The organism is Allobosea sp. NPDC055594, from assembly GCF_053618995.1.
Genome location: NZ_JBSHIO010000005.1, coordinates 272,800 through 299,409, shown reverse-complemented (window position 1 = coordinate 299,409; position 26,610 = coordinate 272,800). Strand labels below are relative to the sequence as shown.

Below are 26,610 nucleotides of genomic sequence, written 5' to 3'. Positions count from 1 at the left end.
ACGTGGCTGGCGGGCAAGCCCGACCATGACGGAAAGCGTCGAAAAGCCTACGCCGCTTCCCGCGCCAGTGCCGCCTGCTCGATCTCGCCGGCGATCGCCTCGATCAGCGCCGTCTCGTCGCCGGCCAGCCCTTCCATCGCCGCCATGCGCTGGAGCACCGTCGCGGCGACCTTCTCTTCCACCGTATCCTCGGCATAGGCGTAGAAGATCGTCGCGTGCTGGCCGTCGCGATGGCAGCGCCCCTCGATCTGCTGCAGCTGGATCGCACTATGGCGCAGATCATGGACGACCAGCGCCCGCTCGCGCTGGCCGCCGGGCATCTCGCCCTTATGCAGCGAGATCGACTCGGTCACGGTGAAGATCACGGCGTCGAGCCTGCCGGTCTGGAAGGCAATCCGCGTCGCCTCATTGGCTTCGCCGGAATGCTCGCCGGTGATCGAGCCGACGCGCCAGCCTCGGCCTGCGAGCTTCTCCGCCAGCATGGCGCCGGTTTCGAGGAAGGCGACGGAGATCGCGACCTGCTCGTCATTCTCGAGCAGATCCTGGCAGAAATCCGCGGTGCCCGCCGTCCTGAGCAGGCTCGCCTTCTGGCGGAAGCGCAGATCGGCGGCCCAGCCGGCCGGCTTGCGGGTCGAGCCGCCGGCGAGACCGAGCTCGCGCCGGAACTCGCGCCAGGTCGCGTCGTAGAGCTTGCGCTCGCTCGCATCGAGCGCGACGGGGGCAAGCTCGCGCTGCACCTCCGGCCAGCCGGCGATCTCCTCCGGCCGCCGGCGCAGGCCAATGGCGTTGCGGCCGCGATAGAGCAGCTCGGCCATCACCTTGCGGTCGGCCTCGTTCGGCTCCCAGCTCCAGTTCTTCCAGCGCCCCTTGGCACGGCCGATCTTCAGCTTCTTCATCAGTGCCCGAAAACCGTCGAGATCGGCATCGGGCGCACCGGTCGCCTCCGCGAGCAGTCTCGCGAGATAGGAGAGTTCGTGCGGGGCCTGTCCGGCCGTCGCGCTCATATAGATCGTGAACTGCGCCGCCGCGGCCATCTGCCGGCAGACCAGCCCCTGCTGCGAATTCGGATTGCGGATGCGGTGCGCCTCGTCGATCACCACCAGCGGCCAGACGCGCTTCGGCGTGCCATGCTTGGCGAGTTCGTTGTTCTTCGCCCTGGTCGAACGCTTGTTGCTCGCCGGCGGCGGCGCGAGCAGCGATTTCGTCCGCTCGAAATTCATCAGGGTCAGCTTTTTCGACGGCAGGCCGGAACGGGCGATGGTGCGCCGCCATTGCGGGATCGCACCCTTCGGGCAGATCACCAGCACCTCCTGCTCAGGCATCGCCGCGATGGCGAGCCAGGCCGAGAGCGTCTTGCCGAGGCCGGTGAGATCGCCGAGCAGGAATCCGGGCTTGCCCGCCGCCCGTGCCGCCAGGATCGCGTCGCGCGCCACCAGCTGGTGCGGATGCGGCACCATGGTGTCGGCCGCGGCGCCCTGGCCCGTCACGTCATCGAGCCTCATCCCTGTAGCCCTTGCGAACGATCACCCGGCTTCGCCGCTTCGCCTGCGAGCGCGGCCTCGGCGACCGCCGCGTTCTCGCTTTGCAGCCGCTCGATCAGCGTGCCGATGAAATTCGTCACCACTTTCGGCAGGGCTCGGCCGGACATGGTCTGGATCTGCAGGCTACGCGGCGGCAGATCGCCGTCCTTCAGCGGCAGCGCCACCACCGAGCCATCGCGGATCGAGGCGCCGAAGGAGATCGAGCTGGCGAACATCACGGCGCCGCCGAGCTTGCAGAAATGGCGCAGGCTCGCGACATTGGTCGAGGTCAGCACCGGATCGACCGTCAGCCCCCGCGCCGAGAAATAGATGTCGACGATCTTGCGCACCGTCGCCTCGTTGTCGAGCACCGCCATCGGATGGGCGAAAATGTCCTCGATTCGCACGGTTTCCTGCTGCGCCAGCGGATGAGGCGGTGCGACGAAGGCATAGGTCCGTACGGCGCATTGCCAATTGATGGTGACGCCGCGCTCCTGCTGCAGCACGAAAGTCAGGCCGAGGTCGATCGCGCCGGTGCGGACCTGCTCGGTCACGACCTGTGGCGACATCACCTTCATGTCGAAGGCGACGTCCGGATAGTGCTGCCGAAAGGCATAGATCGTCTCGGGAATGAAGGAGACGGCGAAGCCCTCGGTGACGCCCAGGCGGATCAGCCCCCGGCCGGCGCCGTGCAGTTCGCGGATCTCGTTGACGACCTGCTCGGCCTCCAGCTCAAGGCGCTGGGCATAGGCCGCGAGCGTCTGGCCCGCCTGCGTCACGATCATGCCGTGCGAGCGCCGCTCGAACAGGTCGGCGTCGAGCTCCTTTTCGAGATTGGCGATCTGACGGCTGACGGCCGAAGCCGCCACCCGCAGGCGCTGCGCCGCCGCGCTGACCGAGCCGGTCCGCGCCACCGCCAGGAAATATCGGAGGGCCGCTGTCTGCATGGCGCGGCTTTAGAGAAGCTTTGCCGGTTCGGCAACGATCCCTTCGATTCATTCTTATGGCGGCAAGCTCAATCCTTGGGCAGATTTCGAATAAAGCAAAACTGCGGCAGTCCAGCCGTGGCGGAGCTTTGTCAGCACGCTCGATGAAGCCGTGAGGGGATAAGAATGCGAATTTCGATGAAGACGCTGGCCGTCGCGCTGGCGGGCACCGCCATGGCGGCCCTGACCACCATGCCGGCCTCCGCCCAGAAGGCCGCCAACACGGTCCGCTTCGCCTATGACCAGGCGCCCGAGAACGTCGACCCGTTCTTCAACAATGTCCGCATCGGCGTGATCATCGGCGCCAATGTCTGGGACACGCTGATCTATCGCGACCCGAACACCAATGAGTACAAGGGCCAGCTCGCCAAGAGCTGGAAGCAGATCGACGACAAGACCATCGAGTTCGAGCTGCGCGAGGGCGTGAAGTTCCACAATGGCGAGGAGTTCGACGCCGACGACGTCGTCTACACGCTGAACTTCATCTCCAAGCCCGAGAACAAGGTCGTCACCCAGGGCAACGTCAACTGGATCGAGAAGGCCGAGAAGCTCGACAAGTACAAGGTCCGCCTGACCACCAAGGAGATTTTCCCGGCTGCGATCGAATATCTCGCCGGCCCGGTGGTGATCCATCCGAACGAGTATTACGAGAAGGTCGGCCCCAAGGGCCAGAACGAGAAGCCGGTCGGCTCGGGCCCCTACAAGGTCTCGAACTACGTCCCGGGCAAGTCGATCACGCTCGAGCTCAACAAGGACTATTTCAAGGATTCGCCGAAGCCGCAGCCCAAGATCGGCAAGATCGACATCCGCTTCATCCCGGATCGCCAGACCCAGATGGCCGAGATGCTCTCGGGTGGCGGTGACCTGATCATGCACGTCCCCAAGGACCAGGCCGATCAGCTCAAGACCGTGCCGACCCTGCAGGTCGTCTCCGGCGAGACGATGCGCATCGTCTTCATGCAGATGAACATCCAGGACGGCACCCCGGCGCCGGCCCTGAAGGATGAGCGCGTCCGCAAGGCGATCATCCACGCCATCGACCGTGAGGCGATGGTCAAGAACATCGTCGGCGAAGGCTCGCGCGTCATCAACACGATCTGCTTCCCCTCGCAGTTCGGCTGCACCGACGAGGGCGCGGCGCGCTACAATTACGATCCCGCCAAGGCCAAGGCCCTGCTGGCCGAAGCCGGCGTCAAGGACCTGACCCTGGACATCGTCGCCTATCGCGAGCGCAACCAGACCGAGGCGCTGATCGGCTATCTCCAGGCCGTCGGCATCAAGACCAATCTGCGCTTCCTGCAATATGCCGCGATGCGCGAGCAGATCGCCACCAACAAGGCGATGCTGACCCACCAGACCTGGGGCTCCTTCTCGGTCAACGACGTCTCGGCCGCGACCCCGAACTACTTCGCCTTCCGCAGCGAGGACATCACCCGTGATCCGGCGGTCCGCGACCTCCTGAACAAGGGCAACAACTCGGTCGATCCGGCGGTCCGCAAGGAAGCCTACAAGGGCGCGCTCAAGATCATCGCCGACAAGGCCTATGCGACGCCGCTCTACTCGCTGCCGGTCTACTACGTCGCCAACAAGGACCTGAATTTCAAGGCCTATCCGGACGAGATGGTCCGCTTCTGGGAAATGGGCTGGAAGTGACGCGCAGCGTCGTTCTCGGGCGCAGCGAAGCGTAGGCCCGAGACTCTCAGTCACGAGATGGTCGGCGCGAGGCCGACCATGACGCCAGGCCGGTCGCTCGCCGGCCTGGCGAACATAACCCTTCAGACTTCGAAGGAAGCCCCATGCTCGGCTTCATACTCAAACGTCTTGGCCTGGCACTGATGGTCGCGCTCGCGGTCTCGGCCATCGCCTTCTTCCTGCTGCGACTGTCCGGCGACGTCGCGGTCGCGATCGCCGGCGAAGGCGCGCAGCAGGCGGACATCGACGTGATCCGCAAGACCTACGGGCTCGATCGGCCGCTGCTCGTCCAGTATCTCGACTGGCTCTGGAAGACGCTGCGCGGCGATTTCGGCACCTCGATCTATTTCAAGACCGACGTCTCCGAGCTGGTCCTGGCCAAGATGCCGGTGACGCTGATCCTCGGCCTGACCTCGCTCGCCTTCGCGCTCTTGATCTCGATCCCGCTCGGCGTGCTCGCGGCGATCTACGCCAATAGCTGGATCGACCGGGTGGCGCTCGCCGTCGCGGTCTTCGGCCAGGCGATGCCGAACTTCTTCTTCGCGCTGATCCTGGTGATGCTGTTCTCGATCACCCTGCGCTGGCTGCCGGTCTCCGGCTCCGCGACCTGGCAGCACTACATCATGCCGACCGTGGCGCTTGGCTACTATGCCGCGCCGGCCTTCATGCGGCTGATCCGCGCCGGCATGATCGAAGTGCTCTCGGCCGACTATATCCGCACCGCCCGGGCCAAGGGCCTGCCCTCCGGCAAGATCATCTTCAAGCATGCGCTGCGCAACGCCGTCGTTCCCGTCGTAGCGCTGGCTGCGGTGCAGCTCGGCTTCCTGCTCGGCGGCTCCGTGGTGATCGAGACGATCTTCGCGCTCGATGGCCTCGGCTACCTCGCCTATCAGAGCATCACCTACAAGGATTTCCCGGTCATGCAGGTCGTCGTCCTGCTGCTTTCCGTCGTCTATGTGCTGCTGACGCTCGCCGCCGACATCGCCAATGCCTGGCTCGATCCGCGCATCCGGGTGGCCTGACCATGAGCGAAACCTCCCTCTCCGTCGCCGAAGCGCCCGAGCTCTCCGAAGGCCGCAAGCTGCTGCGCCGCTTCCTCGGCCAGAAGGCCTTCGTCTTCGGCTTCGGCCTGCTCGTGCTGTTCATTCTGATCGCGCTCGCAGCCCCGCTTCTGGCACCGCACGATCCTTATCTGCAGAACCTGACGGCGCGAAACATCCCGCCCTTCTGGTATGAGAAGGGCAATTGGGTGCATCCGCTCGGCACCGACCCGCTCGGGCGCGACTATCTCTCGCGCCTGCTCTACGGCGCCCGGATCTCGCTGCTGATCGGCATCAGCGTGGTCATCATCTCCGGGCTGATCGGCACGACCATGGGCCTGCTCGCCGGCTATTTCGGCGGCCGGATCGACATGGTGATGACCTTCCTCGTCACCACCCGGCTCTCCATGCCGGTGATCCTGGTGGCGCTCGCCGTCGTCGCCATCGTCGGCTCCTCGCTCTGGATCGTCATCCTCGTGCTCGGCCTGCTGAAATGGGACCGTTTCGCGGTGGTGATGCGCAGCGCGACCCAGCAGGTCCGCTCGCTCGACTATGTCGCCGCCGCCCAGTCCGCCGGCGCCTCGACCAGCCGCATCATCCTCGGCGAGGTGCTGCCCAACATCGCCCCGCATCTCATCGTCGTCGCGACGCTGGAAGCGGCGAGCGCCATCCTGCTCGAGGCGGCGCTGTCCTTCCTCGGGCTCGGCGTGCAGCCGCCCCTGCCCTCCTGGGGACTGATGATCTCGGAAGCCAAGGCCTACATGTTCTTCTCGTTCTGGCTCATCGCCCTGCCCGGCAGCGCGCTCGCCTTGCTGATCTTCGCGATCAATCTCGCCGGCGACGGCCTGCGCGACGTCATCTCGCCGGAGGGGCGCACCTGATGAGCGAAGCCATCCTCCAGGTCGACGGCCTCAGCGTCGACATCGCGACCCCGCGCGGCCCGCTGCATGCGGTGCGCGAACTCTCCTTCACCGTCGAGAAGGGCAAGACGCTCTGTCTCGTCGGCGAATCCGGCTGCGGCAAGTCGATGACCTCGCTCGCGATCATGGACCTCCTGCCCAAGGCGGCGAAGAAGAGCGCGAAGCGCCTTTCCTTCGCCGGCGAGGACCTCGCCAAGGCCGGTGCCAAGCGCATCAACGCGCTGCGCGGCGACCGCATGGCGATGATCTTCCAGGAACCGATGACGGCGCTGAACCCCGCCTACACCATCGGCGACCAGATGACCGAGGCCTACAAGCTGCACCGCAAGGCGAGCGAGGCCGAGGCCCGCGAGCGCGCGATCCTGCTGCTCGGCAAGGTCGGCATCGCCAATGCCGCCCAGCGCCTCGGCCAGTATCCGCACCAGCTCTCCGGCGGCCTGCGCCAGCGCGTCATGATCGCCATGGCGCTGATGTGCTCGCCCGACCTCCTGATCGCCGACGAACCGACCACCGCCCTCGACGTCACCATCCAGGCCCAGATCCTGCGCCTGCTCGCCGATCTCCAGAAGGAGCTCGGCATCGCCATGGTGCTGATCACCCATGATCTCGGCATCGTCGCCCGCATCGCCGACTGGGTCGGGGTGATGTATGCCGGCCAGATCGTCGAGGAAGGCCCGACCGAGGCGATCTTCCGCAATCCGCGCCACCCCTACACGCAGGGGCTGATCGACTGCATCCCGGTGCCCGGTCGTACAGAGCCCGGCGGCAAGCTCGGCGTCATCCCCGGCGTCGTTCCCTCCCTGGTCGGCGAGATCAGGGGCTGCAGCTTCCGCGACCGCTGCAAGCACGCCAAGCCCGCCTGTGCCGAGGCGCCCCCGCTGCGACAGCGGCCGGACGGGCATAGCTGGCGCTGCATCCTGGAGGACGCGGCATGAGCGCGACCAATCCGATCCTGCTCGAGGCGCGTGACCTCACCCGCTCCTTCTCGGTCAGCCAGGGCCTGTTCAAGGGCAAGCGCAAGCTCCACGCCGTCAACGGCGTTTCGCTCGCCATCGCCAAGGGCGAGGTGCTCGGCATCGTCGGCGAATCCGGCTGCGGCAAGTCCACTCTGGCGCGCATGCTGCTCGGCCTGCTGCCGCCCTCCAGCGGCGAGATCGCACTCGCCGGAGAAGATGTCGGCAAGCTCGGCCGGCTTGGCATGGCCAAGCGGGTCCAGCCGGTGTTCCAGGACCCCTATTCCTCGCTGAACCCGCGCCGCACCATCGCCTCGATCGTCGCGCTGCCGCTCGCCGTCCAGGGCATCGGCACGGCCAAGGAGCGCCGCGAGCGCGCCATCGCCATCCTCGACAAGGTCGGCCTGCCGCGCCGCTTCGCCGACCGCTATCCGCGCGAGCTCTCCGGTGGCCAGCGCCAGCGCGTCGCCATCGCCCGCGCCCTGATCCTCAATCCGGAGATGGTGGTCTGCGACGAGCCGACCTCGGCGCTCGACGTCTCCGTGCAGTCGCAGATCCTCAACCTGCTCAACGATCTGCGCCGCGAGCTCGGCCTGACCTATGTCTTCATCAGCCACAACCTCGTCGTCGTCGAGCACATCGCGACGCGGGTGGCGGTGATGTATCTCGGCCGCGTCGTCGAGCTCGCCGATACGCCGACGCTCTTCAAGGCGCCGCGCCATCCCTACACCAAGGCGCTGCTCGCTTCCGTGCTGACGCCGGAGCCCGGCAAGGGCATCCCGGAGACCGGGCTCGGCCTCGCCTTCCCGGACCCGCTCAACCCGCCGAGCGGCTGCCCGTTCCACCCGCGCTGCCCGGCGCGGACGGAGCGCTGCGCCAGCGTCGAGCCGAAATTGCGCCAGGACGCGGCCGGCCTCGTCGCCTGCCATCTCTATGACGAACCGGCGAGCACCGCCGCCGCCTGACCCACACCGGGTCGTCCCGGGCGGCCGGAGGCCGACCCGGGATCCATGCCTGAACCGTTCCGGCATGGATCCCGGCTCTCCGCTTCGCTCGGCCGGGATGACTTCACCTTCTGGATTGACCGAGAGGATTGCCATGACCCGCGCCCAGGCCGTCGCGCATGCCCAGGACTACTTTGATTCCGGCAGTCTCAAGCGCGACCTCTCGCGTCTCATCGCCATGCCGACCGAGAGCCAGAATCCCGAGCGCGCGCCCGTGCTCAGCGACTATCTCGAAAACGAGATGCGCCCGCTGCTCGAAGGCCTCGGCTTCACCTGCAGGACGCTGACCCATCCGCGCGCCAAGGGGCCCTTCCTCTTCGCCGAGCGCATCGAGGACCCGTCTTTGCCGACGATCTTCGGCTACGGCCATGGCGACGTCATCCGCGGCCTCGACGCTCAATGGAGCGAGGGGTTGTCACCCTGGACCCTGACCGAGCGCGGCGACCGCTGGTACGGCCGCGGCGTGGTCGACAACAAGGGCCAGCACGTCATCAACATCAATGCCCTGCGCGCCGTGCTCGAAACCCGCGGCAAGCTCGGCTTCAACGCCAAGTACCTGATCGAGATGGGCGAGGAATGCGGCTCGCCGGGCCTGCGCGAGCTCTGCACCGAGCAGAAGGAGCTGTTCAAGTCGGACGTGCTGATCGGCTCCGACGGGCCGCGCCTCAATGCCGAGCGCCCGACCATCTTCCTCGGCTCGCGCGGCGGCGTCACCTTCGACCTTTCGATCAATGCCCGCGAGGGCGGCCACCATTCCGGCAACTGGGGCGGCATCCTCTCCGACCCGGCGATCCAGCTCGCCCATGCCATCGCCTCGATCGCCGGCCCGACCGGCCAGATCCGCATCCATGAATGGGTACCGAAGGAGCTGCCGGAACCGGTCCGCAAGGCGCTCGCCGATTGCGAGGTCGATGGCGGCCCGGACGGCCCGACCATCGATCCGAACTGGGGCGAGCCCGGCCTGTCGCCGGCCGAGCAGGTCTTCGGCTGGTGCTCCTTCGACGTTCTGGCGATGAAGTCGGGCGTGCCGGAAACCCCGGTCAACGCCGTGCCGCCGAGCGCCTGGGCCCGCTGCCAGCTGCGCTTCGTCGTCGGCGTCGACCCGAACGAGGTGCTCCCGGCCCTGCGCCGCCATCTGAAGCGCCAGGGCCTCGACATGGTCGAGGTCACGCTCGCCCGTGACGAGATCTTCAACGCGACCCGCCTCGACCCCGAGGATGCCTGGGTGCATTGGGCGCTGGCCTCGATCGCCAAGTCGACCAACAAGAAGCCGGCCCTGCTGCCCAATCTCGGCGGCTCGCTGCCGAACGACATCTTCTCGGAGATCCTCGGCCTGCGCACGATCTGGGTGCCGCATTCCTATCCGGGCTGCTCGCAGCACGCCCCCAATGAGCACCTGCCGGTCGCGATCGCCCGTGAGGCGCTCGCCATGATGGCCGGGCTCTACTGGGATCTCGGCGACGGCAACACGCCGGCGCTCTGAGACTGGTTTGACCGAGGACCCGTACGGGCCCTTCACTCCTGCGGCTGGCGCGGATCGCGGGCCGGCGGCAGATCGACAGGCGTCGCCGGCGGTGTTTCCGGCGGCGCGTTCGGCGGCAGTTCCGGCGGCGGATCGGTCGGAATGCCGATCGGTTCGGCATCGGGCGGCGTCTCGACCGGCGGCGCCGGCGGCACCTCGCCCGGCGTCAGCGGCGGCAATTCGGGCGGCGGCATGGGCGGGGGCGGCAGCGGATCGCCGCCGGGTTCGCCTGCGGCCTGGTGGTACATCGTCATCTGAGGCTCCCTTCACCGCTTGAAACGTTGCGCGGCTTGAAAAGTTCGCCGGAAGTGGGCGCGACGCATCTGAAGGACGGGCCTATCTTCCCTTGCGGAAGGCGCGCTAAATAGAGCATGCGTTCCGCTCCGCGCCCATGCTCTCCCTTCCGGTTACGACACGCCGTGGCCGCAACGGCGCTCTTCGCCGCCGCCCCGGCTTTCGCGCAGTCCGCCCCGCTCAGTTGCACCGGTCCCTTCGCCCGCAATGCCGACGAGGCCTCACTGATCCGAGTCTTCGGCAAGGCGAATGTCCGGCGGGCGCGGATCGAGGTCGGCGAGGGCGAGAAGCAGCAAGGCGCCATCATCTTCCCGGGCGACGGCAAGCGCCGCATCGAACTGATCTGGCATGACGGCGCGAAACGGCGGCGCCCGGCGACGATCTACATCCGCGAAGGCTCGACGCAGGTCGTCCAGACCCCGGACGGCACGCCTATCGGCATCGGCACCTCGCTCGCGACGGTCGAGAAGGCCAATGGCGGCCCCTTCACCATCCTCGGCTTCGGCTGGGACTATGCCGGCACCGCAACCGACTGGCGAGGTGGGAAGCTGGCCAAGGCAGGCGGCGGCTGCCGGCTGCTCGTCCGCTTCCACGATACGCCAGGCGCCAATGCCGCGGCGCTTGATCGCGTCTCCGGCGACAGTGAGTTTTCCTCAAGCGATGCCGACATCAGGGCGGTGAAGCCCATCGCCGGCGAGATCCTGCTGTCCTGGGCGGAGTAGCGGCGCCGATCTCAGGCGCCGACCTTCGCCAGAACGTCCGCCCGTAGGAAGCGCTCGATGAACAGCATGAACAACACCGAAGGCACCAGCAGGATCAGCGCCGTGATCGAGGCGACCTGGTAATTGCCGCCCATCGCCGCATTGTAGAGCAGGAGCGGCAGGGTCGTGACCTGCGGCACGCCGACGAAGAAGGTACCGGTGAACTCGTCGAGCGATTCCAGGAAGACGAAGATGCCGCTGGCGATGATGCCAGGCATCGCCAAGGGCAATGTCACCGTGAAGAAGGTGCGCAGCGGCGAGGCACCGATATTGCGGGCGGCGAGTTCGAGATCCTTGTCGACTGCGGCAAAGGCCGCGGCCGCGATCCAGACCGAATAGACCAGCCCATGCGCGGCATGGACCAGCACCACGCCCAGCACCGTGCCGTTGATGCCGAGCTGGTAGAAGACGCGGGCGACGTTGATGTAGATCGCGACCGACGGAAAGGCCTGCGGCAGCAGGAAGAGCACCATGAAGGCCGCCCGCATCGGCAGCTTCAGCCGCGCCAGCGCGTAGCCGGCCGGGATCGACAAGGCGAGCGCGACGATAACCGTCAGCACCGCGATCCAGACGCTGGTGCCGAGCGAGGCCATGGCGTCGCCGGTCGGCCGGAAGACCTGCTCCCAGTAGCGGGTGCCATAGGTCACCGGCAGCTTGTAGGGCGTGTACCAGCGCTCGGCCACGGACCACAGCGCCAGATTGGCGAGCGGGCCGATCAGGACGAAGGCGAAGGCGGCGAGGATGGCCGCGGCGAAGGTCGCCCTGGCGGCGGAAACGAGCCGCATCATGGCGCGCCCTCCTTGGCCAGCCCGCGCTTCAGATAGAGGATCGCGGCACCGGCGCTGATCAGATAGGTGATCACGCCGAGGGCGTTGGCGGTCGCGTAATCGCCATAGGCGTTGATCCGGAAGGCCATGTCGACGGTCAGCATGGTCGGCTGCGAGCCCGCGACCATCATCGGCACCGAGAGCACCGAGAGCATCGTCACGAAGGACAAAACCAGCGCGACCAGCAGCGTCGGCATCACCTGCGGCAGAGCGAGCTCGAAGAGCACGCGCGGGCGCGAGGCGCCAAGATTGCGGCCGGCCTCCAGCGTCGCCCGGTCGATCGAGGCGAGCGCCCCGGCGAGCAGCAGCGCGACGAAGGGCGTCTGCTTCCAGACGAAGGTCGCGATAATGCCGCGCCAGTCGAGAAAGCTCGTCGCGCTCAGAGGCTCCATCAGCCCGAGCGAGACGAAGGTGTTGTTCATCAGCCCGTTCTTGGCGAGGAAGGTGCGCATGCACTGCGCCGCGACGATGAACGGAATGAACAGCGGCCAGCGATAGAGCGCCCGCAGCGTGCCGACGACCCAGCGGTTCTCGCCGAGCGTCAGCGTGCCGGCGATCGCGATGGCGGCGAGCCCGGTCAGCACGCAGGAGGTCACCACGATGATGATCGTGAACAGGATGTCGCCCGAATAGAGCTCGAAGGCCTTGGCGAACCATTCCAGCGTCAGCGAGCCGTCCGGCCGGGTGAAGGCCGAGACCAGCGAGAAGCCAAGCGGGTAGAGGAACAGCGCCGCGACGAGGAACAGGCCGGGAGCGATCAGGATCAGCGCCAGTTGGCGTTGAGACAGCATGTTGGGCGCCATCGGGAAAGATGCGGCCCGGCGGGAGCCGGGCCGCGATTGGGGGTGAGGCTCAGTTCGCGACCTTCTTCTCGTAGCTTTCGAGAATGTCGTTGAAATAGGGCGCGATCGGGAACGGCTTCGCCTTGGCGCTGAGATCGGCCGGGGTGATGTCGGTGAAGAGCTTGTTCCAGGCGGCCTGGTCGAGCTTGCCCTCGAGGTTCTTGGCGTCGATGCCCGGATACCAGTTGAAGCGCTTGACGATGCCGTCGGCCTGGACCTGCGGGCTGGTGGCGAGCGCGATGAACGCCTCCGCCAGCTTGCGGTGCGCGGTCTTCTCCGGCACGGCGTAATACATCGGCTGGCCCGGCATGCCCGGCGCGGCGAGCTTCAGCTTCATGTTCGGCGGCAGCTTGCCGTCGGCCTGCCAGGAATAGAACATGTCGACCCAGACCGGCCCCATGGCGATCTCGCCGCGGTTCAGCATGTCGAGGGTGCCGGCATTGCCGGGGGTGATGACCGCGTTCTTGTTGAAGGTCTTGAGATCGGCGAGCGCGCCGTCCCAGCCGGCCTTCACCGCCGGATCATAGGGACCCTTGACCAGCTTGTCGGCATCGCCGCCGAAGGCATAGACCCAGCCGGTGACGAAGGCGACGCCGGACATGCCGCCCTTGATGCCGTTATAGCCGAACTGCTTCGGGTTCTTGCTCACCCAGTCCTTCAGCTCGGCGAAGCTGTTCGGCGGGGTCTTCAACAGATCGGCATTGTAGGCCAGCGCGGTCTGCGACTGGAACATCGGCAGGACATAGCCGGAGACGTCGGCGCCGAGCGCGTTCTTCGCCGCCTCGCTGGAGACGAGCTTCGCGGTGTCGACCCCGCCAGTGTACTTGGCGAGGAGCCCTTCCTTGACCATCGTGCCGGCCGCCTTCTGGTGGATGACGACAACGTCGAAATCCGTGGCGGCCGAGGCCTTCTGGGCGTCGAGCTTCTCATAGATCTTCTGCGAGCCGGAATCGCCCGGCCCGGTCCCGACCGAGACGACCTTCACCCCGGGATGGGCCTTCTCGAACATCGGCCCGAGATAGTCCTTCACATAGTCGACCATGTTCTGGTCGCCGGCCGTGGCGACATTGAGTGTCTGCGCCGAGAGCGGCGTCGCCGCCATCAGCGCTGCGATCGAACAGGCAATCGTGAGCGTGCGCATGTGATCAACCCCTGTCAGGCAGCAAGCCCGGCCTCGGATGCCGGGAAGATGTGAAGGCGCTGCACGGGAATGCGCAGCCCGACCTTCGCTCCGAGTTCGTGACGGGTGGCGTCGTCGACCGTGACCTCGCAGTCGTCGGTCTTGACGCGGTAGCGATAGACCCCACCCGGATAGGCACGGGCCGCGACATGGCCCGCCATCACCAGATCCCCCGCCGACGGCGCATCGGCCGCATCGAGGCGCGCGACATCGTCGCGGAAATAGGCCATTGCCCGGCCGGCAGGCAGGGCGTCGCGCAGGGCCGGCGGCAGCTCGGCCGCGGCATCGCCGGCGAACAGCGAGGCGCCGCCCGCAGAATGCTCGACGCGCAGCGGCAGGATGTTCTCCGCCCCCATGAAATTGGCGACGAAGGCGCTGGCCGGGCGATCATAGACCTCCTCCGGCGTGCCGACCTGGGCGATCCGCCCGGCCTCCATGATGACCAGCCGATCGGCCATGGTCATCGCCTCCTCGCGATCATGCGTGACATGGACGGCCGTCACGCCGAGGCGCTGCTGGATCGCCCGGATCTCGTGCCGCATCGTCATGCGGATCTTGGCGTCGAGATTGGAGAGCGGCTCGTCGAGCAGGAGGATGCCGGGATCGATGGCGAGCGCCCGGCCGAGCGCGACACGCTGGCGCTGGCCGCCCGAGAGCGCCGTGACCTTGCGGCCCTCATAGCCGGAAAGGCCGAGGAATTCGAGCATCGCGGCGACCTTGGCGGCGATCTCGGCCTTCGGCACGCCGCGCAGCTTCAGCCCGTAGCCGATATTCTGGAGCACCGTCATATGCGGCCAGAGCGCATAGGACTGGAAGACCATCGCCATGCCGCGCTTTTCAGGCGGCAGCCCGGCGACATCGCGCCCTCCGACCACGATCGAGCCGGACTGGACCGGCACGAAGCCGCTCAGCGAGCGCAGCAGCGTGGTCTTGCCGCAGCCGGAGGAGCCGAGCAGCGCGGTGAAGCTGCCGGGCGAGAAATCGAGATCGATGCCGTGGAGCACACGCGTGTTGCCGTAGCCAACGTGCAGACCGCGCACGCTGATCGCCTCGCCCGAGCGCAAGCTCTGTTGCCGTTCGGCCCGCAACACCGTCTCCCTATGCGACCTTATTCCAAGAAAATGGAACATCTGATCCATTTCTCTCATCGCTTGGAATAAGCGTAGCGGACACTTGCACCGGCACGCAACAGCTTTATGAAGGCAGTCGGTCTCCGAGCCGAGGCGACGCCGGCACGCGGCACTCCCTGTGGAGGAAGGCTTGTGCGCCGGCAAAATACCAGCATGCTCGCGCAAGCCGGGGAAAAAGATGCAGGACGCTGCGGATTCGGCCGGGCAGGGGCAATGTCTATCGGGAAGAGCCGGTCAGCGTATGGTATCAGTCGAGCTCAAGGCCGTTTCTAAGAACTGGGGCGGAACCGCCGCGGTCGACCAGGTGACCTTCACCGTTGGCGAGGGCAAGCTCGTCGCGCTGCTCGGCCCATCCGGCTGCGGCAAGTCGACGACGCTGCGGCTGATCGCCGGGCTGGAGGATGCCAGCTCGGGTGTCATCGCCATCGGCGGCAAGGACGTCACCCAGGCGCCGCCCTCGGGCCGCGGCATCGCCATGGTCTTCCAGAACTATGCGCTGTTCCCGCATCTCTCGGTGGCCGAGAACATCCTGTTCGGGCTCAAGGTCCGCAAGCTGGGGCGCGCCGAGCGCGACGAGCGCCTCGCCCGCGCCGCCGAGATCCTCGGCCTCGGAGCCTTGCTCGACCGCAAGCCCTCGCAGCTCTCCGGCGGCCAGCAGCAGCGCGTCGCGCTCGGCCGGGCCATCGTGGCGCGAGCCCCGGTCTGCCTGATGGACGAGCCGCTCTCCAATCTCGATGCCCAGCTGCGCGTCGAGATGCGCCGCGAGATCCGCGAATTGCAGCAGCGCCTCGGCATGACCATGGTCTATGTCACCCATGACCAGGTCGAGGCGATGACCATGGCCGACCAGGTCGTGCTGATGCGCAATGGCCGCATCGAGCAGGACGCGCCGCCCGACGAGCTCTACGAGAATCCGGCCAGCATCTTCGTGGCGCGTTTCGTCGGCACGCCGCCGATGAACGTCGTGCCCTTGACGGCGCTCCTCGCCGGCGGCGGCGACATCGCTCCGCCTCCCGGACTCGATCCCGCCAGGCTGAGCGTCGGCATCCGCCCCGAAGTGAGCGAGCTCGCCGAGAACGGCATCGCGGCCGAGGCGGTCGCGGTGGAGTATCTCGGCGCCGACACGCTGATCGAGACCCGCATCGACGGCCATCCCTTCATCGTCCGGCGCCCCGGAAAGGTCCGGGCCTTGGCCGGCGACAAGGTCTACATCAAGCTGTCACAATCGCTGCTGCACTGGTTCGACCAGTCGACCGAGCGAAGGGTGGTTCCGGGGTGATCCGGCCGCAGAAGCCGGGCGATCGCACGACAACAGGGAGTTCAGAACATGGACAGACGTGAATTCATGACCGGCGCCATGGCGCTGGCCGGTTCGGTGGCGATGCCGGCGCTGGCACGTGCGCAGCAGGCCGCCGAGATCTCGTTCTTCTATCCGGTCGCCGTCGGCGGGCCGATCACCAAGCTGATCGACGCCTATGCCAGCGGCTTCGCCGGCGAGAACGCCGGGATCAAGGTCAACCCGATCTATGCGGGCACCTATCAGGAGACGATCGTCAAGGCGCTGACCGCGCACAAGAGCGGCACGCCGCCGGTGCTCTCGGTGCTGCTCTCGACGGACATGTTCACGCTGATCGACGAGGACGCCATCGTTCCCTTCGACGAGTTCGTGAAGACCGACGAGGACAAGAAGTGGCTCGCCAGCTTCTTCCCCGGCTTCATGGAGAACAGCCAGACCGGCGGCAAGACCTGGGGCATCCCCTTCCAGCGTTCCACGGTGGTCCTCTACTGGAACAAGGAGCTGTTCAAGGAAGCCGGGCTCGATCCCGAGACCCCGCCCAAGACCTGGGCCGAGCAGCTCGCCTTCGCACAGAAGCTGACCAAGCGCGACGCCGCCGGCAACGTCACGCAATGGGGCATCCAGATCCCCTCCTCCGGCTTCCCCTACTGGCTGTTCCAGGGCCTCTCGACGCAGGCCGGCGCGATCCTTGCCAATGCGGCGGGCGACAAGACCGACTATGCCAATCCGGCCGTGGTCGAGGCGCTGCAGTACTGGGTCGACCTCGCGCAGAAGCACAAGGTGCACCCGACCGGCATCGTCGAATGGGGCACCACCCCGCGCGACTTCTTCGAGCGCAAGGTCGCGATGATGTGGACGACCACCGGCAACCTGACCAATGTCAGGAGCAACGCCAAGTTCCCCTTCGGTGTCGGCCTGCTGCCGGCCGGCAAGCGGCTCGGCAGCCCGACGGGCGGCGGCAATTTCTACATCTCCAAGAAGGCCTCGAAGGCCGAGCAGGAAGCCGCCTTCAAGTTCGTGCGCTGGATCACCACGCCCGAGCGCGCGGCGCAGTGGAGCATCGACACCGGCTATGTCGCGGTGCGGCCGGATTCCTACGAGACCCCCGCGATGAAGAAATACGCCGCCGAGTTCCCGCCGGCCCTGGTCGCCCGCGACCAGCTTCCGCACGCCGTCGCCGAGCTCTCGACCCATGAGAACCAGCGCGTCACCAAGGCCCTCAATGACGGCCTCCAGGCGGCGCTGACCGGCACCAAGGCGCCGCAGAAGGCAATGGAGGACGCGCAGGCCGAGGCCGAGCGCATCCTCAAGCCCTATCGCTGACCGGACGACGAAGCGGACGATGAACAGCCGCGCGACCGCGACCCTCCATGGCTGGCTGCTGCTGCTGCCGGCCATGGCTTGCCTCGCCCTCTTCACGCACTGGCCCGCCGTCGCGAGCTTCATCGATTCCTTCTACTCGACACCGCGCGGGCGCCGGCCCGCGCGGTTCATCGGCCTCGACAACTACCAGCAGATGCTCGCCGACCCGATCTTCTGGAAGGCGATGAGCAATAATCTCTGGTTCGCGCTCGGCACGGTGCCGACCTCGATCGCGCTCGCCCTGCTGATGGCGGTCTGGGTCAACGACCGCATCCTGGCGCGAACCTGGGTCCGGATGGCCTATTTCACGCCGACCGTGCTGCCGATGATCGCGGTCGCCAACATCTGGCTGTTCTTCTTCACGCCGCAATACGGCTTGCTCGAGCAGATCGTCGCCTTCTTCGGCGGCAGCTCGACCAATTGGCTCGGCTCGCAGGACACCGCGCTCTACGCCGTGACCATCGTCGCGATCTGGAAGGAAGCCGGCTTCTTCATGATCTTCTACCTCGCGGCGCTGCAGACGATCCCGCCCAGCCTCGGCGAGGCGGCGGCGATCGAGGGCGCCTCGCGCTGGACCTATTTCCGGCGGATCCAGTTCCCGCTGCTGATGCCGACGACCCTGTTCGTCCTGATCAACGCGATGATCAACGCCTTCCGCATGGTCGACCATCTCTTCGTGATGACGCGTGGCGGCCCGGACAATGCGACGACGCTGCTGCTCTACTACATCTACCAGGTCGGCTTCAGCTTCTGGGACACGGCCTATGCGGCGGCGCTGACCTGCGTGCTGCTGGCCCTGCTCGCCCTGATCGCCTTCATCCAGTATGGCTGGCTCGAACGCAGGACGCATTATCGATGAGCGCCGCCGCAAAGCCCGCAAAGCTGCCCGCCGGCGGCATCAGCCGCGCCGATCCTTACGCGCCCAAAGGCCTTTCGCTGACGCTGGAATCCTGCGGCGCGATCCTGCTCGCGCTGATCTGGGTGCTGCCGCTGGCCTATGCGGTCTGGGCGGCCTTCCATCCCAGCGAGTTCACGACGCGCTTCGAGCTGACGGCACCGCTGACACTGGAGAATTTTTCCCGCGCCTGGGCGGCGGCGCCCTTCGCCCGCTATTTCCTCAACACCTTCGTGCTGGTGACGCTGATCCTGGTCTGCCAGCTCGTGCTCGGCACGCTGGCGGCCTATGCGCTGGCGCGCCAGGACTTCTGGGGGCGCGACGTCGCCTTCGCGCTGATCCTCGCCCAGCTGATGATCATGCCGGACGCGCTGATCGTCGAGAACTACCGCACCATGGCCAAGCTCGGCCTGGTCGACACCATCACCGCGATCGCCCTGCCCTATATCGCCTCGGCCTTCGGCATCTTCCTGCTGCGGCAGACCTTCAAGACCGTGCCCAAGGAGCTCGACGACGCCGCCCGCGTCGAGGGCGCGAGCCCGCTCCAGGTGCTGATGAAGGTCTATGTCCCGCTCGCCCGGCCGACCTATATCGCCTATGGCCTCGTCTCGGTCAGCTATCACTGGAACAACTTCCTCTGGCCGCTGCTGGTGACGAACTCGGTCGAGGCGCGGCCGCTCACCGTCGGCCTCCAGGTTTTCTCCTCGACCGACCAGGGCATCGACTGGGCCGTGATCTGCGCGGCGACCCTGATGACCTCGGCCCCGCTCCTGGTCGGCTTCCTGCTGTTCCAGCGTCAGTTCGTGCAGAGCTTCATGCGCGCTGGCATCAAGTGACGAGACGGCTATTCCAATGAAACTGATCACCTGGAACATTCAGTGGGCCCGCGGCATGGACAACCGCGTCGACCCGGCGCGCGTCGTCGCCCACGCCCGGCAGATGGCCGATTTCGACGTGCTCTGCCTGCAGGAGGTCGCCGACAACTTCCCCGAGCTCGACTTCAACGACGAGACCAACCAGTTCGCCCGCTTCGGCGAATTGCTGCCCGACTTCACCGCGATCGAGGGCATCGGCGTCGACGTCGATGACGGCAAGGGCGGCCGCCGGCGCTTCGGCAACATGCTGCTGACGCGTTATCCGGTCGCGCAGATCCTGCGCCATCTCCTGCCCTGGGAAGCCGCCGAGACGCGCAACATGCCGCGCATCATGATCGAGGCGATGGCGTCGACCCCGCTCGGCCCGGTCAGGCTGATGACGACGCATCTCGAATACTCGTCTTCGAAACTGCGCGCCGCACAGGTCGAGGGCATCCGCGAGGCTCACCGCATGGCCCTCGCCCGCCATGCGAAGCCCCGTTCCGCCGGGCCGCACACCTACAGGATGACGCCGAGCTCGCCGAGCGCGGTGCTCACCGGCGATTTCAACATGCGGCCCGACGACCCGGTTCTGGCGCGCCTGATGGCCCCCTTCGAGGGCGAGGTACCGCCCCTCGTCGATCTCTGGCCCTCCGTGATGGGCGAGGCGCCGCATCCGCCGACCGCCAATCTCTTCGACCAGACCTATGGCCAGCCCGGCTGCCTCGACTACGTCCTGGCGACGCCCGATCTCGCCGCCCGCGCCCGCACCGTCATTTGCGACGTCGAGACCAAGGTCTCCGACCATCAGCCCATCCTCGTCGAATTCGACCTCGGCTGAAGGCCGCGAGCCAGCGACCACACCATTCGAGACCGGACCAAGATGCTCTTTTCACGCCAGGACCATGAGACGCTCGCGGCCATCCTCGCCGAGGCCGGCCGTCGCGAGGTGATGCCGCGCTTCCGCAACCTCGCCGAAGGCGAGATCCGCGAGAAGCGCTCGGCGACCGACCTCGTCACCGAGGCCGACGAGGCGGCCGAACGCTTCATCAGCGCCGAGCTCGCCCGCGCCTTTCCGGGCGCCGCCCTGATCGGCGAGGAAGGCGTCGCCGCCAATCCGGCCCTGCTCGAGAGCCTGGCGGATGCCGAGCTCGCCTTCGTCATCGATCCGATCGACGGCACGCTGAACTATGCTTCCGACCTGCCGCTCTTCGCGGTGATGGCGGCGGCGCTGGTCAAGGGCGAGGTCGTCGCGGCGGTGATCCATGACCCCGTCGTCGAGGACAGCGCCATGGCGCTGCGTGGCGAAGGCGCCTGGCTCGCCCGCGCGGACGGCAAGAGTCGCGATCTGCGGGTGGCGCCAGGCGCGGCTTCCTCCGAGATGACCGGCATGATGAGCTGGCAGTATTTCCCGGAGCCGCTGCGCAGCGAGTTGCCGGGCCGCATGCCCGCCTTCGCCAATGTCTCCTCGCTGCGCTGCTGCGGCCATGAATACCGGCTCGCCGCCGCCGGGAACGGCCATTTCCTGCTCTATGGCCGCCTCAGCCCCTGGGACCATGCGCCGGGCTCGCTGCTCTATGCCGAAGCCGGCGGGCATGTCCGCATGCTCGACGGCAGCGTCTACGAACCGGCAAACCCGACGCTCGGCCTGCTCTGCGCGCCCGATCGCGAGAGCTGGCTGCGCACGCGGGCGATCCTGGCCCCTTCCTTCGCCTGAGCCGGAGCGGCAAGCCGCTGCTTCCGGACCGCCACGCGACGCTCCCCCGAGAAAGCCGTTGCCTCCTCCGGGCATCGGGGGCGATATGGGGCCGATCCGCCGTTGAGCCTCGCCGCGAGGCGCGGGAGAGCTCCGTTGAATGCGACACGCCCCAAGCTGCACCACCTGAACTGGAACCTGCTCCACACCTTCCTGGTGATCGTCGAGGAGCGTTCCATCACCAAGGCCGCCGACCGTCTTCTGGTGCGGCAGCCCTCGGTCAGCGCCGCGCTGCAGCGGCTTGAGGAGACGCTCGGCAGCCAATTGATCCAGCGCGACAGCCGCCGCTTCGTGCTGACCAAACGCGGCGAGCTGCTCTACAAGGAATGCGTCGACATCTATCGCAGCGTCGCCCGGATCGGCGACAAGCTGTCGGAGGAGCATGACGAGCTCACCGGCCTCGTCCGCGTCCTGGTCGTCACCCATGTCGTCATGCCGATGCTCGATCGTTCGCTGACCCTGCTGAATCGCCAGCACCCGTCGGTCAATGTCCGCATCGACGTCGCGACCAGCGAGGACATTGTCCGCGCCGTCTCGCAAAAGCTCAGCCCGTTCGGCATCTGCCTTCTGCCGAACCCGTTGGCCGGGCTGACCTGCCGGTTTCTGCTGCGCGAGGAGTTCGGCATCCTGTGCGGGCGCGACCACCCGCTCTACGGGCTGAAGGACATCCCGCTCGCCGACATGAAGGACGAGCCCTTCATCGCGCTCGCCTGCGGTCAGGACGGCGCGCTCGAGCCGATGGTGTCGCTGCGCCAGGGCGTCGGCCTCGGCAGCCGGATCATCGGCTCAAGCCCGCATCTCGAGGAGGTCGCCCGCATGATCGCGGCCGGCATGGGCATCGGCATCCTGCCCGTTGCCTCGGTGCAGGATGCACTCGCCGCCGGCACGCTCTGGGATCTCTCCTCCCCGGACGAGAATCTCGGCGCCGATCTCTACTTCATCACCAACCCGGCAATGGAACCGAGCGCTGCCGAGGCAGCGTTCCAGCGTGTCTTCGAAGCTCAGCTTCTGGCAGCCGATCCGGCGGGCGCCGGGGCGGCCTCTGCTTCGGATAGCCAATATCTATCTGACGCCCCGCTCAAAGCGCTCTAGCCTTGCCGGGAACCCGATCGAGAAGGCCATGCCTGCCATGAAACGAGAAATCATCGAAGTCCCCGTCATTTCGGAGGCGATCCGCCGGCTCGGCGCCCCGACCTCGGCGCTGGCCCGCGCCGGAGACCTGCTCTTCACCTGCGGCATGCCGCCGGTCGACCTGGTGACCGGCGAGATCGTCACCGGCGACATCGAGACCCAGACTCGCGCCGCGCTCGACGCGCTCGACGTCGCGCTGCGCCATGGCGGCTCCTCGCTCGACGCCGTCGTCAAGGCGACGGTCTACGTCACCGATCCCGCCTTGATGGCCGGCGTCAACGCCGTCTACCGGACCCGCTTCGCCGACGGTTTCCCGGCGCGGACGAGCCTCGCCATCAAGCCCTGGCCCCTGCCCTTCGACATCGAGATCGAGTGCGTCGCCACGATCGGCTGAGACGCTCTGCAACCGCAACGCAAAGGGCTCGCCAGGCCATGCCCGGCGAGCCCTTTTTCATGAGTTCCAGCGCCGCCTTGCGAGCATCTCCGGATTCGCGTCGCGTCCGGACCGACGAGGCGGCCCGACTCAGCCGTCGCTAATGCGCCGCTTTGGCCGGCACGGCGGGAGCGCCTTCCCAGCGCGTGTTCGCCGGCAGATTCTCGCCCTTCATGATCACCGTGAGCAGGCCGATCTGGGCGTAGTCGCCGACATGGGTGTCGTAGAGCACGGTCGCCCCCGCGCCTACGCAGACGCCCTTACCGAGATGCACCCGGCCGACCTTCATCACCCGGTCCTCGTAGAGATGGGTCTGCAGCGCCGAATGGGCGTTGACCGTGCAGAAATCACCGACCTTGATGCAGTCGAATTCGGTGATGTCGGTCGAGTCGAGCCAGACGCCCTGGCCGTATTGCGCGCCGAACAGGCGCAGGAACCAGGGCAGGAACGGCGTGCCGCGCAGATAGTCGAACAGAACCTTGCCGCCGAGGCCCCAATAGAGCACCGAGACGGCCTCGGTCCGCATCGCCCAGAACGACCACATCGGCTTCATCACCGGCTTGTAGACGCCCATCAGCAGCCATTTCATCAGGGCGCAGATCAGCGCCTGCAGGATGGCGATGACGACCGCACAGCCCATGAAGGCGAGCCCGAGCCCGACCCAGTCGCGGTCGAAGATCTTCTGCTGCAGCACGAGATCGACGGCGATGGTGCCGAAGGTGATGAACAGCATCGCCGGGAAGGAGGTGTGCAGCGCCTCGAAGCCGGCGCGCGCCAGCTTCTTGCCGAGCGAGGGCTTGTAGGTCCAGTCGGCACCCAGATCGACCTTCTGCCGGGTCGGCAGCTTGATCGGCGGCGAGCCGAACCAGGTGTCGCCGGGCGACATCAGCTCGTTGGCCGGCGGCTTCGACTTGATGCCGATCAGCACCTTGTCGGGGATCACGGCGCCGGGCGGCACCACCGCGTCGTTGCCGACGAAGACCTGGTCGCCGGTGCGGGTCAGGTCGAGCCGCATATAGCCGCGGCGCATGTCCTCGTCGCCGAAGATCACCTCGTCGGCGATGAAGTTTCCGGCGCCGATGCCGGTGATGTCGTAGCGGCCGGAGAGATTGGTCGAGATCTCCGAGCCCTGGCCGATGCCGGCGCCCATCATCCGGTACCAGAAGCGCATGTAGATCGTCGCGAACAGCGAGGAGAGCGTCTCCAGCGTCACCTCGGTCGCCAGCGCCACCGTCCATTTGCGGGCGTAGAAGCCGGAATGGATCGAATAGGAGCCGGAATTGACACGCGGCAGGATCAGCCAGCGCAGCGCGATGATCAGGAACACGGTGATCGAGATCAGGCCGATCGCGGTCGGCCAGGTCAGGAACGGCAGATACCAGAGATAGCTGACATCGGACCAGGTCGCGACCCAGTTGTCGATCTTGTCGAACAGCCAGAAGGCCGGGAAGATCGGCAAGAGGCTGATCGGCGGCAGCACGATCAGCATGACGATGTAGAACAGCGTCAGCGCGGCGCGGCGCTTGCCGCTCGCCTGCGCCTGCTCGGGCAGCGCCGCAACATCGACCATTCCGGTCTTGCGCGCCGGCGAGCCGTCCCAGATCTCGGCCTCGCCGATCTGCATCCCCGGCGCGATCGGCGTCAGATCGCCGATCTCGGCATGATCGCCGACGACGCAGTCATGGCCGAACACCACCGAGGAACCGGCATAGACATCCTTGCCGATCTTGATCCGCCCGATGATCAGATTGGCGCCGACCGCCTCGGCATTGGCGAAGGTCGTCTTCGAGCCGAGCGTCGTATGGTCGCCGATCTCGATCAGATCGACCGCGCCGGCTTCATAGTCGGAGATGATGACGTCGCGCCCGACCTTGGCGCCGAGCAGGCGCCAGTAGAAGCGCATCACCGGCGTGCCCTGCAGCCATTTGATATGGACGAGCCCGGCGACGCGCGAGGCGAACCACCAGCGGAAGTAGTAGACGCCCCAGAGCGGGTAGACGCCCGGCTTGGTCCGGCCGAGCACCAGCCATTTCAGCCCGATCGAGATGAAACCGGTGATGATGGTGATCGCGACATAGATGCCGAGCAGCGCGAGGACCTGGCCGCCGAGCGAGAGCTCCTCGCCCGAGAGCAGCATGTAGCTGACGAAGATGCCGAGCCATTGCGCCGTCGACAGGCTGATGATGATCGGCAGCGCCGCCGCCTGTGCCAGGCCGCAGAGGAAGCGGCGCAGCAGCGAAGGCGGGGTAAAGGAGAGATCCTCGACGACCTGCGCGCCACGGCTGTCGAGCAGCGCCGCCATCGCCCGCAAGGTGCGTGCGCCGTAGACGTCCTGCAGGGTGATGCCGGCATAGGCCGGCGTCTCGCGCACGATCGAGATGAAGCGCGCCGCCAGCAGCGAATGGCCGCCGAGATCGACGAAGAAGTCCGCCTCGAGCGGCAGGGCCTGAGCACCGAGCACACGCTTGGCGGCGTCGAGCAGCGTCGCTTCCGTCGCGTTGCGCGGCGGCTCCTGCTCGCCGCTCGCCGCCGGCGCCGTCAAGGGCGCGGCCTTGAGCATCTTCCGGTCGACCTTGCCCGAGACCATGCGCGGCAGCGAGCCGATCGGCTCGAAATGCGCCGGGATCATGTAGGGCGGCAGCTTCTCGCGCAGCGAGGCGCGCAGCACCGCGCCCTCGAGCTGCACACCGGGCTCGCCGACCAGGAAGGCGACCAGCCGCTCGATGCCGTCATCGGTGCGCAGCACCACCGCGGCCTGGCTGATGCCGGCTTCGTCCGACAGCGCCGTCTCGATCTCGCCGAGCTCGACGCGGAAGCCGCGGATCTTGACCTGGTCGTCGATGCGGCCGTGGAAGACGATGTTGCCGTTCTCGTCGAGGCTGACGGCGTCGCCCGAACGGTAGAGGATCGGATCCTCGGTACCGCCGAACGGATTGGCGATGAATTTCTCGGCGGTCAGCTCGGGCCGCAGATGATAGCCCTTGGCGACGCCCGGGCCGCCGATCAGAAGCTCGCCCTGCTGGCCGATACCGGTCAGCTTCATCTCCTCGTCGACGATATAGGCGGTGTAGTTCGGGATCGGCCGGCCGATCGTCACCGGCTGGCCGGGCTCGACCAGCGCTGCCGTCGCGACCACCGTCGCCTCGGTCGGGCCGTAGCTGTTGAGAATGCGCCGGCCGGGCCTCGACCATTTCTGGACGACCGCCGGCGGCAGCGCCTCGCCGCCGAGAATGATCAGCCTCAGCGACGGAATATCGGCGGGCAGGATGCCGAGCAGCGTCGGCACCGTGTCGATCATCGTGACGCCGGCTTCGGTCAGGATCGCCGGCAGCTTCTCGGCATCGCCCATCATCTCCGGCGAGGCCACGAAAAGCGTCGCGCCTGCGAGATAAGGCGTCCAGATCTCCTCCATCGACAGGTCGAAGGCGACCGAGGCGCCCTGGAAGACGATGTCGTCCGGCCCCATGCCGTAGAGCACGTTCCCCGAGCGCAGGAAGTGGCAGATATTGCGATGGCTGATGACGATCGCCTTGGGGACGCCCGTCGAGCCCGAGGTGTAGATCAGATAGGCCGGATGCTCGGGCGTCAGCCCGGCCGGCCGGGCCGGCGGCAAGGTGCCGTCGCTCGCAGCCGCGAGCTCCTGCGGCGACCAGGCAGTGCGGTTGGTGGCAGCCGCCCTCGCCTTCCAGTCGGCCTGTGTCACCAGCCCCTTGGCGCTGGCATCGTCGAGGCAGGTCGCGATGCGCTCGACCGGCGCCTCGGCATCGAAGGGCAGCCAGGCGGCGCCCGACAGGGTGATCGCGATCTGCGCCACCAGAAGATCGATGCCGCGCGACATCCAGAGCCCGACCATGTCGCCCGGGCCGATGCCGGCGAGAGCCAAACCGCGCGCCTGCGCCTGCGCCTGCTCCCAGACCTGGGCATAGGTGAGACGGCGCGCACCGGAGATCATCGCCGGATGGTCAGGGCGACTCGCGACCGTCGCGGCAAATATCTCGGCGAGGACCTCGTCGCGGATCAGTTCAGGCAGCTTCTCGCCGGCCAGCATGGCCAGCGGCCTTGCACCCTGGGCGAGCTCATCATCGGCGGAAATTGCGCTGATTTCGTTCATTCTGCCCCGCAGCGGCGACCACCGACGCCGTTGCGTTCGGGCCCGGAAAACCCGCTGCGCATCCCGGCCTCCGGCGGCTAAAGCCGCACCTTCATCCACG

Annotated in this window: 23 protein-coding genes; 15 read left to right on the top strand and 8 right to left on the bottom strand. The window is 67.0% G+C overall.

The window, feature by feature from the left end; all coding sequences use genetic code 11:
• Window positions 1-47: 47 nt before the first annotated feature.
• Together ACWGRX_RS13060 and ACWGRX_RS13055 are read right to left on the bottom strand one after the other, a co-directional pair.
• The gene (locus tag ACWGRX_RS13060) at window positions 48-1,502 is read right to left on the bottom strand and encodes an SNF2-related protein (RefSeq protein WP_452117865.1); all 1,455 of its coding nucleotides are present in this window, start codon (window positions 1,500-1,502) and stop codon (window positions 48-50) included.
• The gene (locus ACWGRX_RS13055) at window positions 1,499-2,467 is read right to left on the bottom strand and encodes a LysR family transcriptional regulator (protein ID WP_452117864.1); all 969 of its coding nucleotides are present in this window, start codon (window positions 2,465-2,467) and stop codon (window positions 1,499-1,501) included. Before ACWGRX_RS13055 ends, ACWGRX_RS13060 begins: the two co-directional genes overlap by 4 nt.
• A gap of 165 nt (window positions 2,468-2,632) precedes the next feature.
• Between ACWGRX_RS13055 and ACWGRX_RS13050 the strand changes: the two genes are divergently transcribed.
• From ACWGRX_RS13050 to ACWGRX_RS13025, 6 genes are all read left to right on the top strand, one after another.
• Window positions 2,633-4,159, top strand: coding sequence for an ABC transporter substrate-binding protein (locus ACWGRX_RS13050; protein ID WP_452117863.1), 1,527 nt, complete (start codon window positions 2,633-2,635; stop codon window positions 4,157-4,159).
• A 143-nt stretch (window positions 4,160-4,302) separates the two neighbouring features.
• The gene (locus ACWGRX_RS13045; protein WP_291634248.1) at window positions 4,303-5,220 is read left to right on the top strand and encodes an ABC transporter permease; all 918 of its coding nucleotides are present in this window, start codon (window positions 4,303-4,305) and stop codon (window positions 5,218-5,220) included.
• A 2-nt stretch (window positions 5,221-5,222) separates the two neighbouring features.
• Entirely contained in the window at window positions 5,223-6,119 is an 897-nt protein-coding gene (locus tag ACWGRX_RS13040) for an ABC transporter permease (protein WP_291634246.1), read from the top strand.
• Window positions 6,119-7,093 carry an ABC transporter ATP-binding protein gene (locus ACWGRX_RS13035; protein WP_291646833.1) on the top strand — a complete coding sequence of 325 codons (975 nt, stop codon included), beginning with the start codon at window positions 6,119-6,121 and terminating at the stop codon, window positions 7,091-7,093. The genes ACWGRX_RS13040 and ACWGRX_RS13035 overlap by 1 nt, the downstream gene beginning before the upstream one ends.
• Complete coding sequence (locus ACWGRX_RS13030) at window positions 7,090-8,076, top strand: ABC transporter ATP-binding protein (protein WP_452117862.1); 987 nt, start codon at window positions 7,090-7,092, stop codon at window positions 8,074-8,076. The genes ACWGRX_RS13035 and ACWGRX_RS13030 overlap by 4 nt, the downstream gene beginning before the upstream one ends.
• 133 nt (window positions 8,077-8,209) lie before the next feature.
• Window positions 8,210-9,598 (top strand): M20 family metallopeptidase, encoded by a 1,389-nt coding sequence (locus ACWGRX_RS13025; protein WP_291646835.1) that lies wholly within the window; start codon window positions 8,210-8,212, stop codon window positions 9,596-9,598.
• Window positions 9,599-9,630: 32 nt separating this feature from the next.
• Here the strand turns inward: ACWGRX_RS13025 and ACWGRX_RS13020 are convergent, their stop codons facing one another.
• The gene (locus tag ACWGRX_RS13020; RefSeq protein WP_452117861.1) at window positions 9,631-9,891 is read right to left on the bottom strand and encodes a hypothetical protein; all 261 of its coding nucleotides are present in this window, start codon (window positions 9,889-9,891) and stop codon (window positions 9,631-9,633) included.
• A gap of 165 nt (window positions 9,892-10,056) precedes the next feature.
• On the opposite strand from ACWGRX_RS13020, the gene ACWGRX_RS13015 reads away from it, so the two are divergent.
• Window positions 10,057-10,653, top strand: a complete 597-nt coding sequence (locus ACWGRX_RS13015; protein ID WP_452117860.1) for a hypothetical protein — start codon at window positions 10,057-10,059, stop codon at window positions 10,651-10,653.
• 11 nt (window positions 10,654-10,664) lie between these two features.
• On the opposite strand, the gene ACWGRX_RS13010 is transcribed toward ACWGRX_RS13015, so the two are convergent.
• From ACWGRX_RS13010 to ACWGRX_RS12995, 4 genes are all read right to left on the bottom strand, one after another.
• The gene (locus ACWGRX_RS13010; RefSeq protein WP_452117952.1) at window positions 10,665-11,477 is read right to left on the bottom strand and encodes an ABC transporter permease; all 813 of its coding nucleotides are present in this window, start codon (window positions 11,475-11,477) and stop codon (window positions 10,665-10,667) included.
• Entirely contained in the window at window positions 11,477-12,307 is an 831-nt protein-coding gene (locus ACWGRX_RS13005) for an ABC transporter permease (protein ID WP_390893273.1), read from the bottom strand. Before ACWGRX_RS13005 ends, ACWGRX_RS13010 begins: the two co-directional genes overlap by 1 nt.
• A 64-nt stretch (window positions 12,308-12,371) precedes the next feature.
• Window positions 12,372-13,502, bottom strand: a complete 1,131-nt coding sequence (locus tag ACWGRX_RS13000) for an ABC transporter substrate-binding protein (protein WP_452117859.1) — start codon at window positions 13,500-13,502, stop codon at window positions 12,372-12,374.
• Between the two features lie 14 nt (window positions 13,503-13,516).
• Window positions 13,517-14,581: an ABC transporter ATP-binding protein gene (locus ACWGRX_RS12995; RefSeq protein ID WP_452117858.1), complete on the bottom strand. Its 1,065-nt coding sequence runs from the start codon at window positions 14,579-14,581 to the stop codon at window positions 13,517-13,519.
• 331 nt (window positions 14,582-14,912) lie between these two features.
• On the opposite strand from ACWGRX_RS12995, the gene ACWGRX_RS12990 reads away from it, so the two are divergent.
• The 8 genes from ACWGRX_RS12990 (at window position 14,913) to ACWGRX_RS12955 (ending at window position 22,360) form a co-directional block, all read left to right on the top strand.
• A complete protein-coding gene (locus ACWGRX_RS12990) occupies window positions 14,913-15,950 on the top strand; it encodes an ABC transporter ATP-binding protein (RefSeq protein ID WP_452117857.1) in 1,038 nt (345 codons plus the stop codon).
• 48 nt (window positions 15,951-15,998) lie between these two features.
• A complete protein-coding gene (locus ACWGRX_RS12985; RefSeq protein WP_452117856.1) occupies window positions 15,999-17,291 on the top strand; it encodes an ABC transporter substrate-binding protein in 1,293 nt (430 codons plus the stop codon).
• Between the two features lie 19 nt (window positions 17,292-17,310).
• Window positions 17,311-18,189 carry a carbohydrate ABC transporter permease gene (locus tag ACWGRX_RS12980; protein ID WP_452117855.1) on the top strand — a complete coding sequence of 293 codons (879 nt, stop codon included), beginning with the start codon at window positions 17,311-17,313 and terminating at the stop codon, window positions 18,187-18,189.
• On the top strand, window positions 18,186-19,061 hold the full coding sequence (locus ACWGRX_RS12975; protein WP_291634221.1) for a carbohydrate ABC transporter permease: 876 nt from the start codon (window positions 18,186-18,188) through the stop codon (window positions 19,059-19,061). The genes ACWGRX_RS12980 and ACWGRX_RS12975 overlap by 4 nt, the downstream gene beginning before the upstream one ends.
• A gap of 16 nt (window positions 19,062-19,077) precedes the next feature.
• Window positions 19,078-19,920, top strand: coding sequence for an endonuclease/exonuclease/phosphatase family protein (locus tag ACWGRX_RS12970; RefSeq protein ID WP_452117854.1), 843 nt, complete (start codon window positions 19,078-19,080; stop codon window positions 19,918-19,920).
• A 42-nt stretch (window positions 19,921-19,962) separates the two neighbouring features.
• Window positions 19,963-20,796, top strand: a complete 834-nt coding sequence (locus ACWGRX_RS12965; RefSeq protein WP_452117853.1) for an inositol monophosphatase family protein — start codon at window positions 19,963-19,965, stop codon at window positions 20,794-20,796.
• 135 nt (window positions 20,797-20,931) lie between these two features.
• A complete protein-coding gene (locus ACWGRX_RS12960) occupies window positions 20,932-21,927 on the top strand; it encodes a LysR family transcriptional regulator (RefSeq protein ID WP_452117852.1) in 996 nt (331 codons plus the stop codon).
• A 37-nt stretch (window positions 21,928-21,964) separates the two neighbouring features.
• The gene (locus ACWGRX_RS12955) at window positions 21,965-22,360 is read left to right on the top strand and encodes a RidA family protein (protein ID WP_291634213.1); all 396 of its coding nucleotides are present in this window, start codon (window positions 21,965-21,967) and stop codon (window positions 22,358-22,360) included.
• Window positions 22,361-22,499: 139 nt separating this feature from the next.
• Here the strand turns inward: ACWGRX_RS12955 and ACWGRX_RS12950 are convergent, their stop codons facing one another.
• Window positions 22,500-26,510 carry a Pls/PosA family non-ribosomal peptide synthetase gene (locus tag ACWGRX_RS12950; RefSeq protein WP_452117851.1) on the bottom strand — a complete coding sequence of 1,337 codons (4,011 nt, stop codon included), beginning with the start codon at window positions 26,508-26,510 and terminating at the stop codon, window positions 22,500-22,502.
• Window positions 26,511-26,610 lie beyond the last annotated feature (100 nt).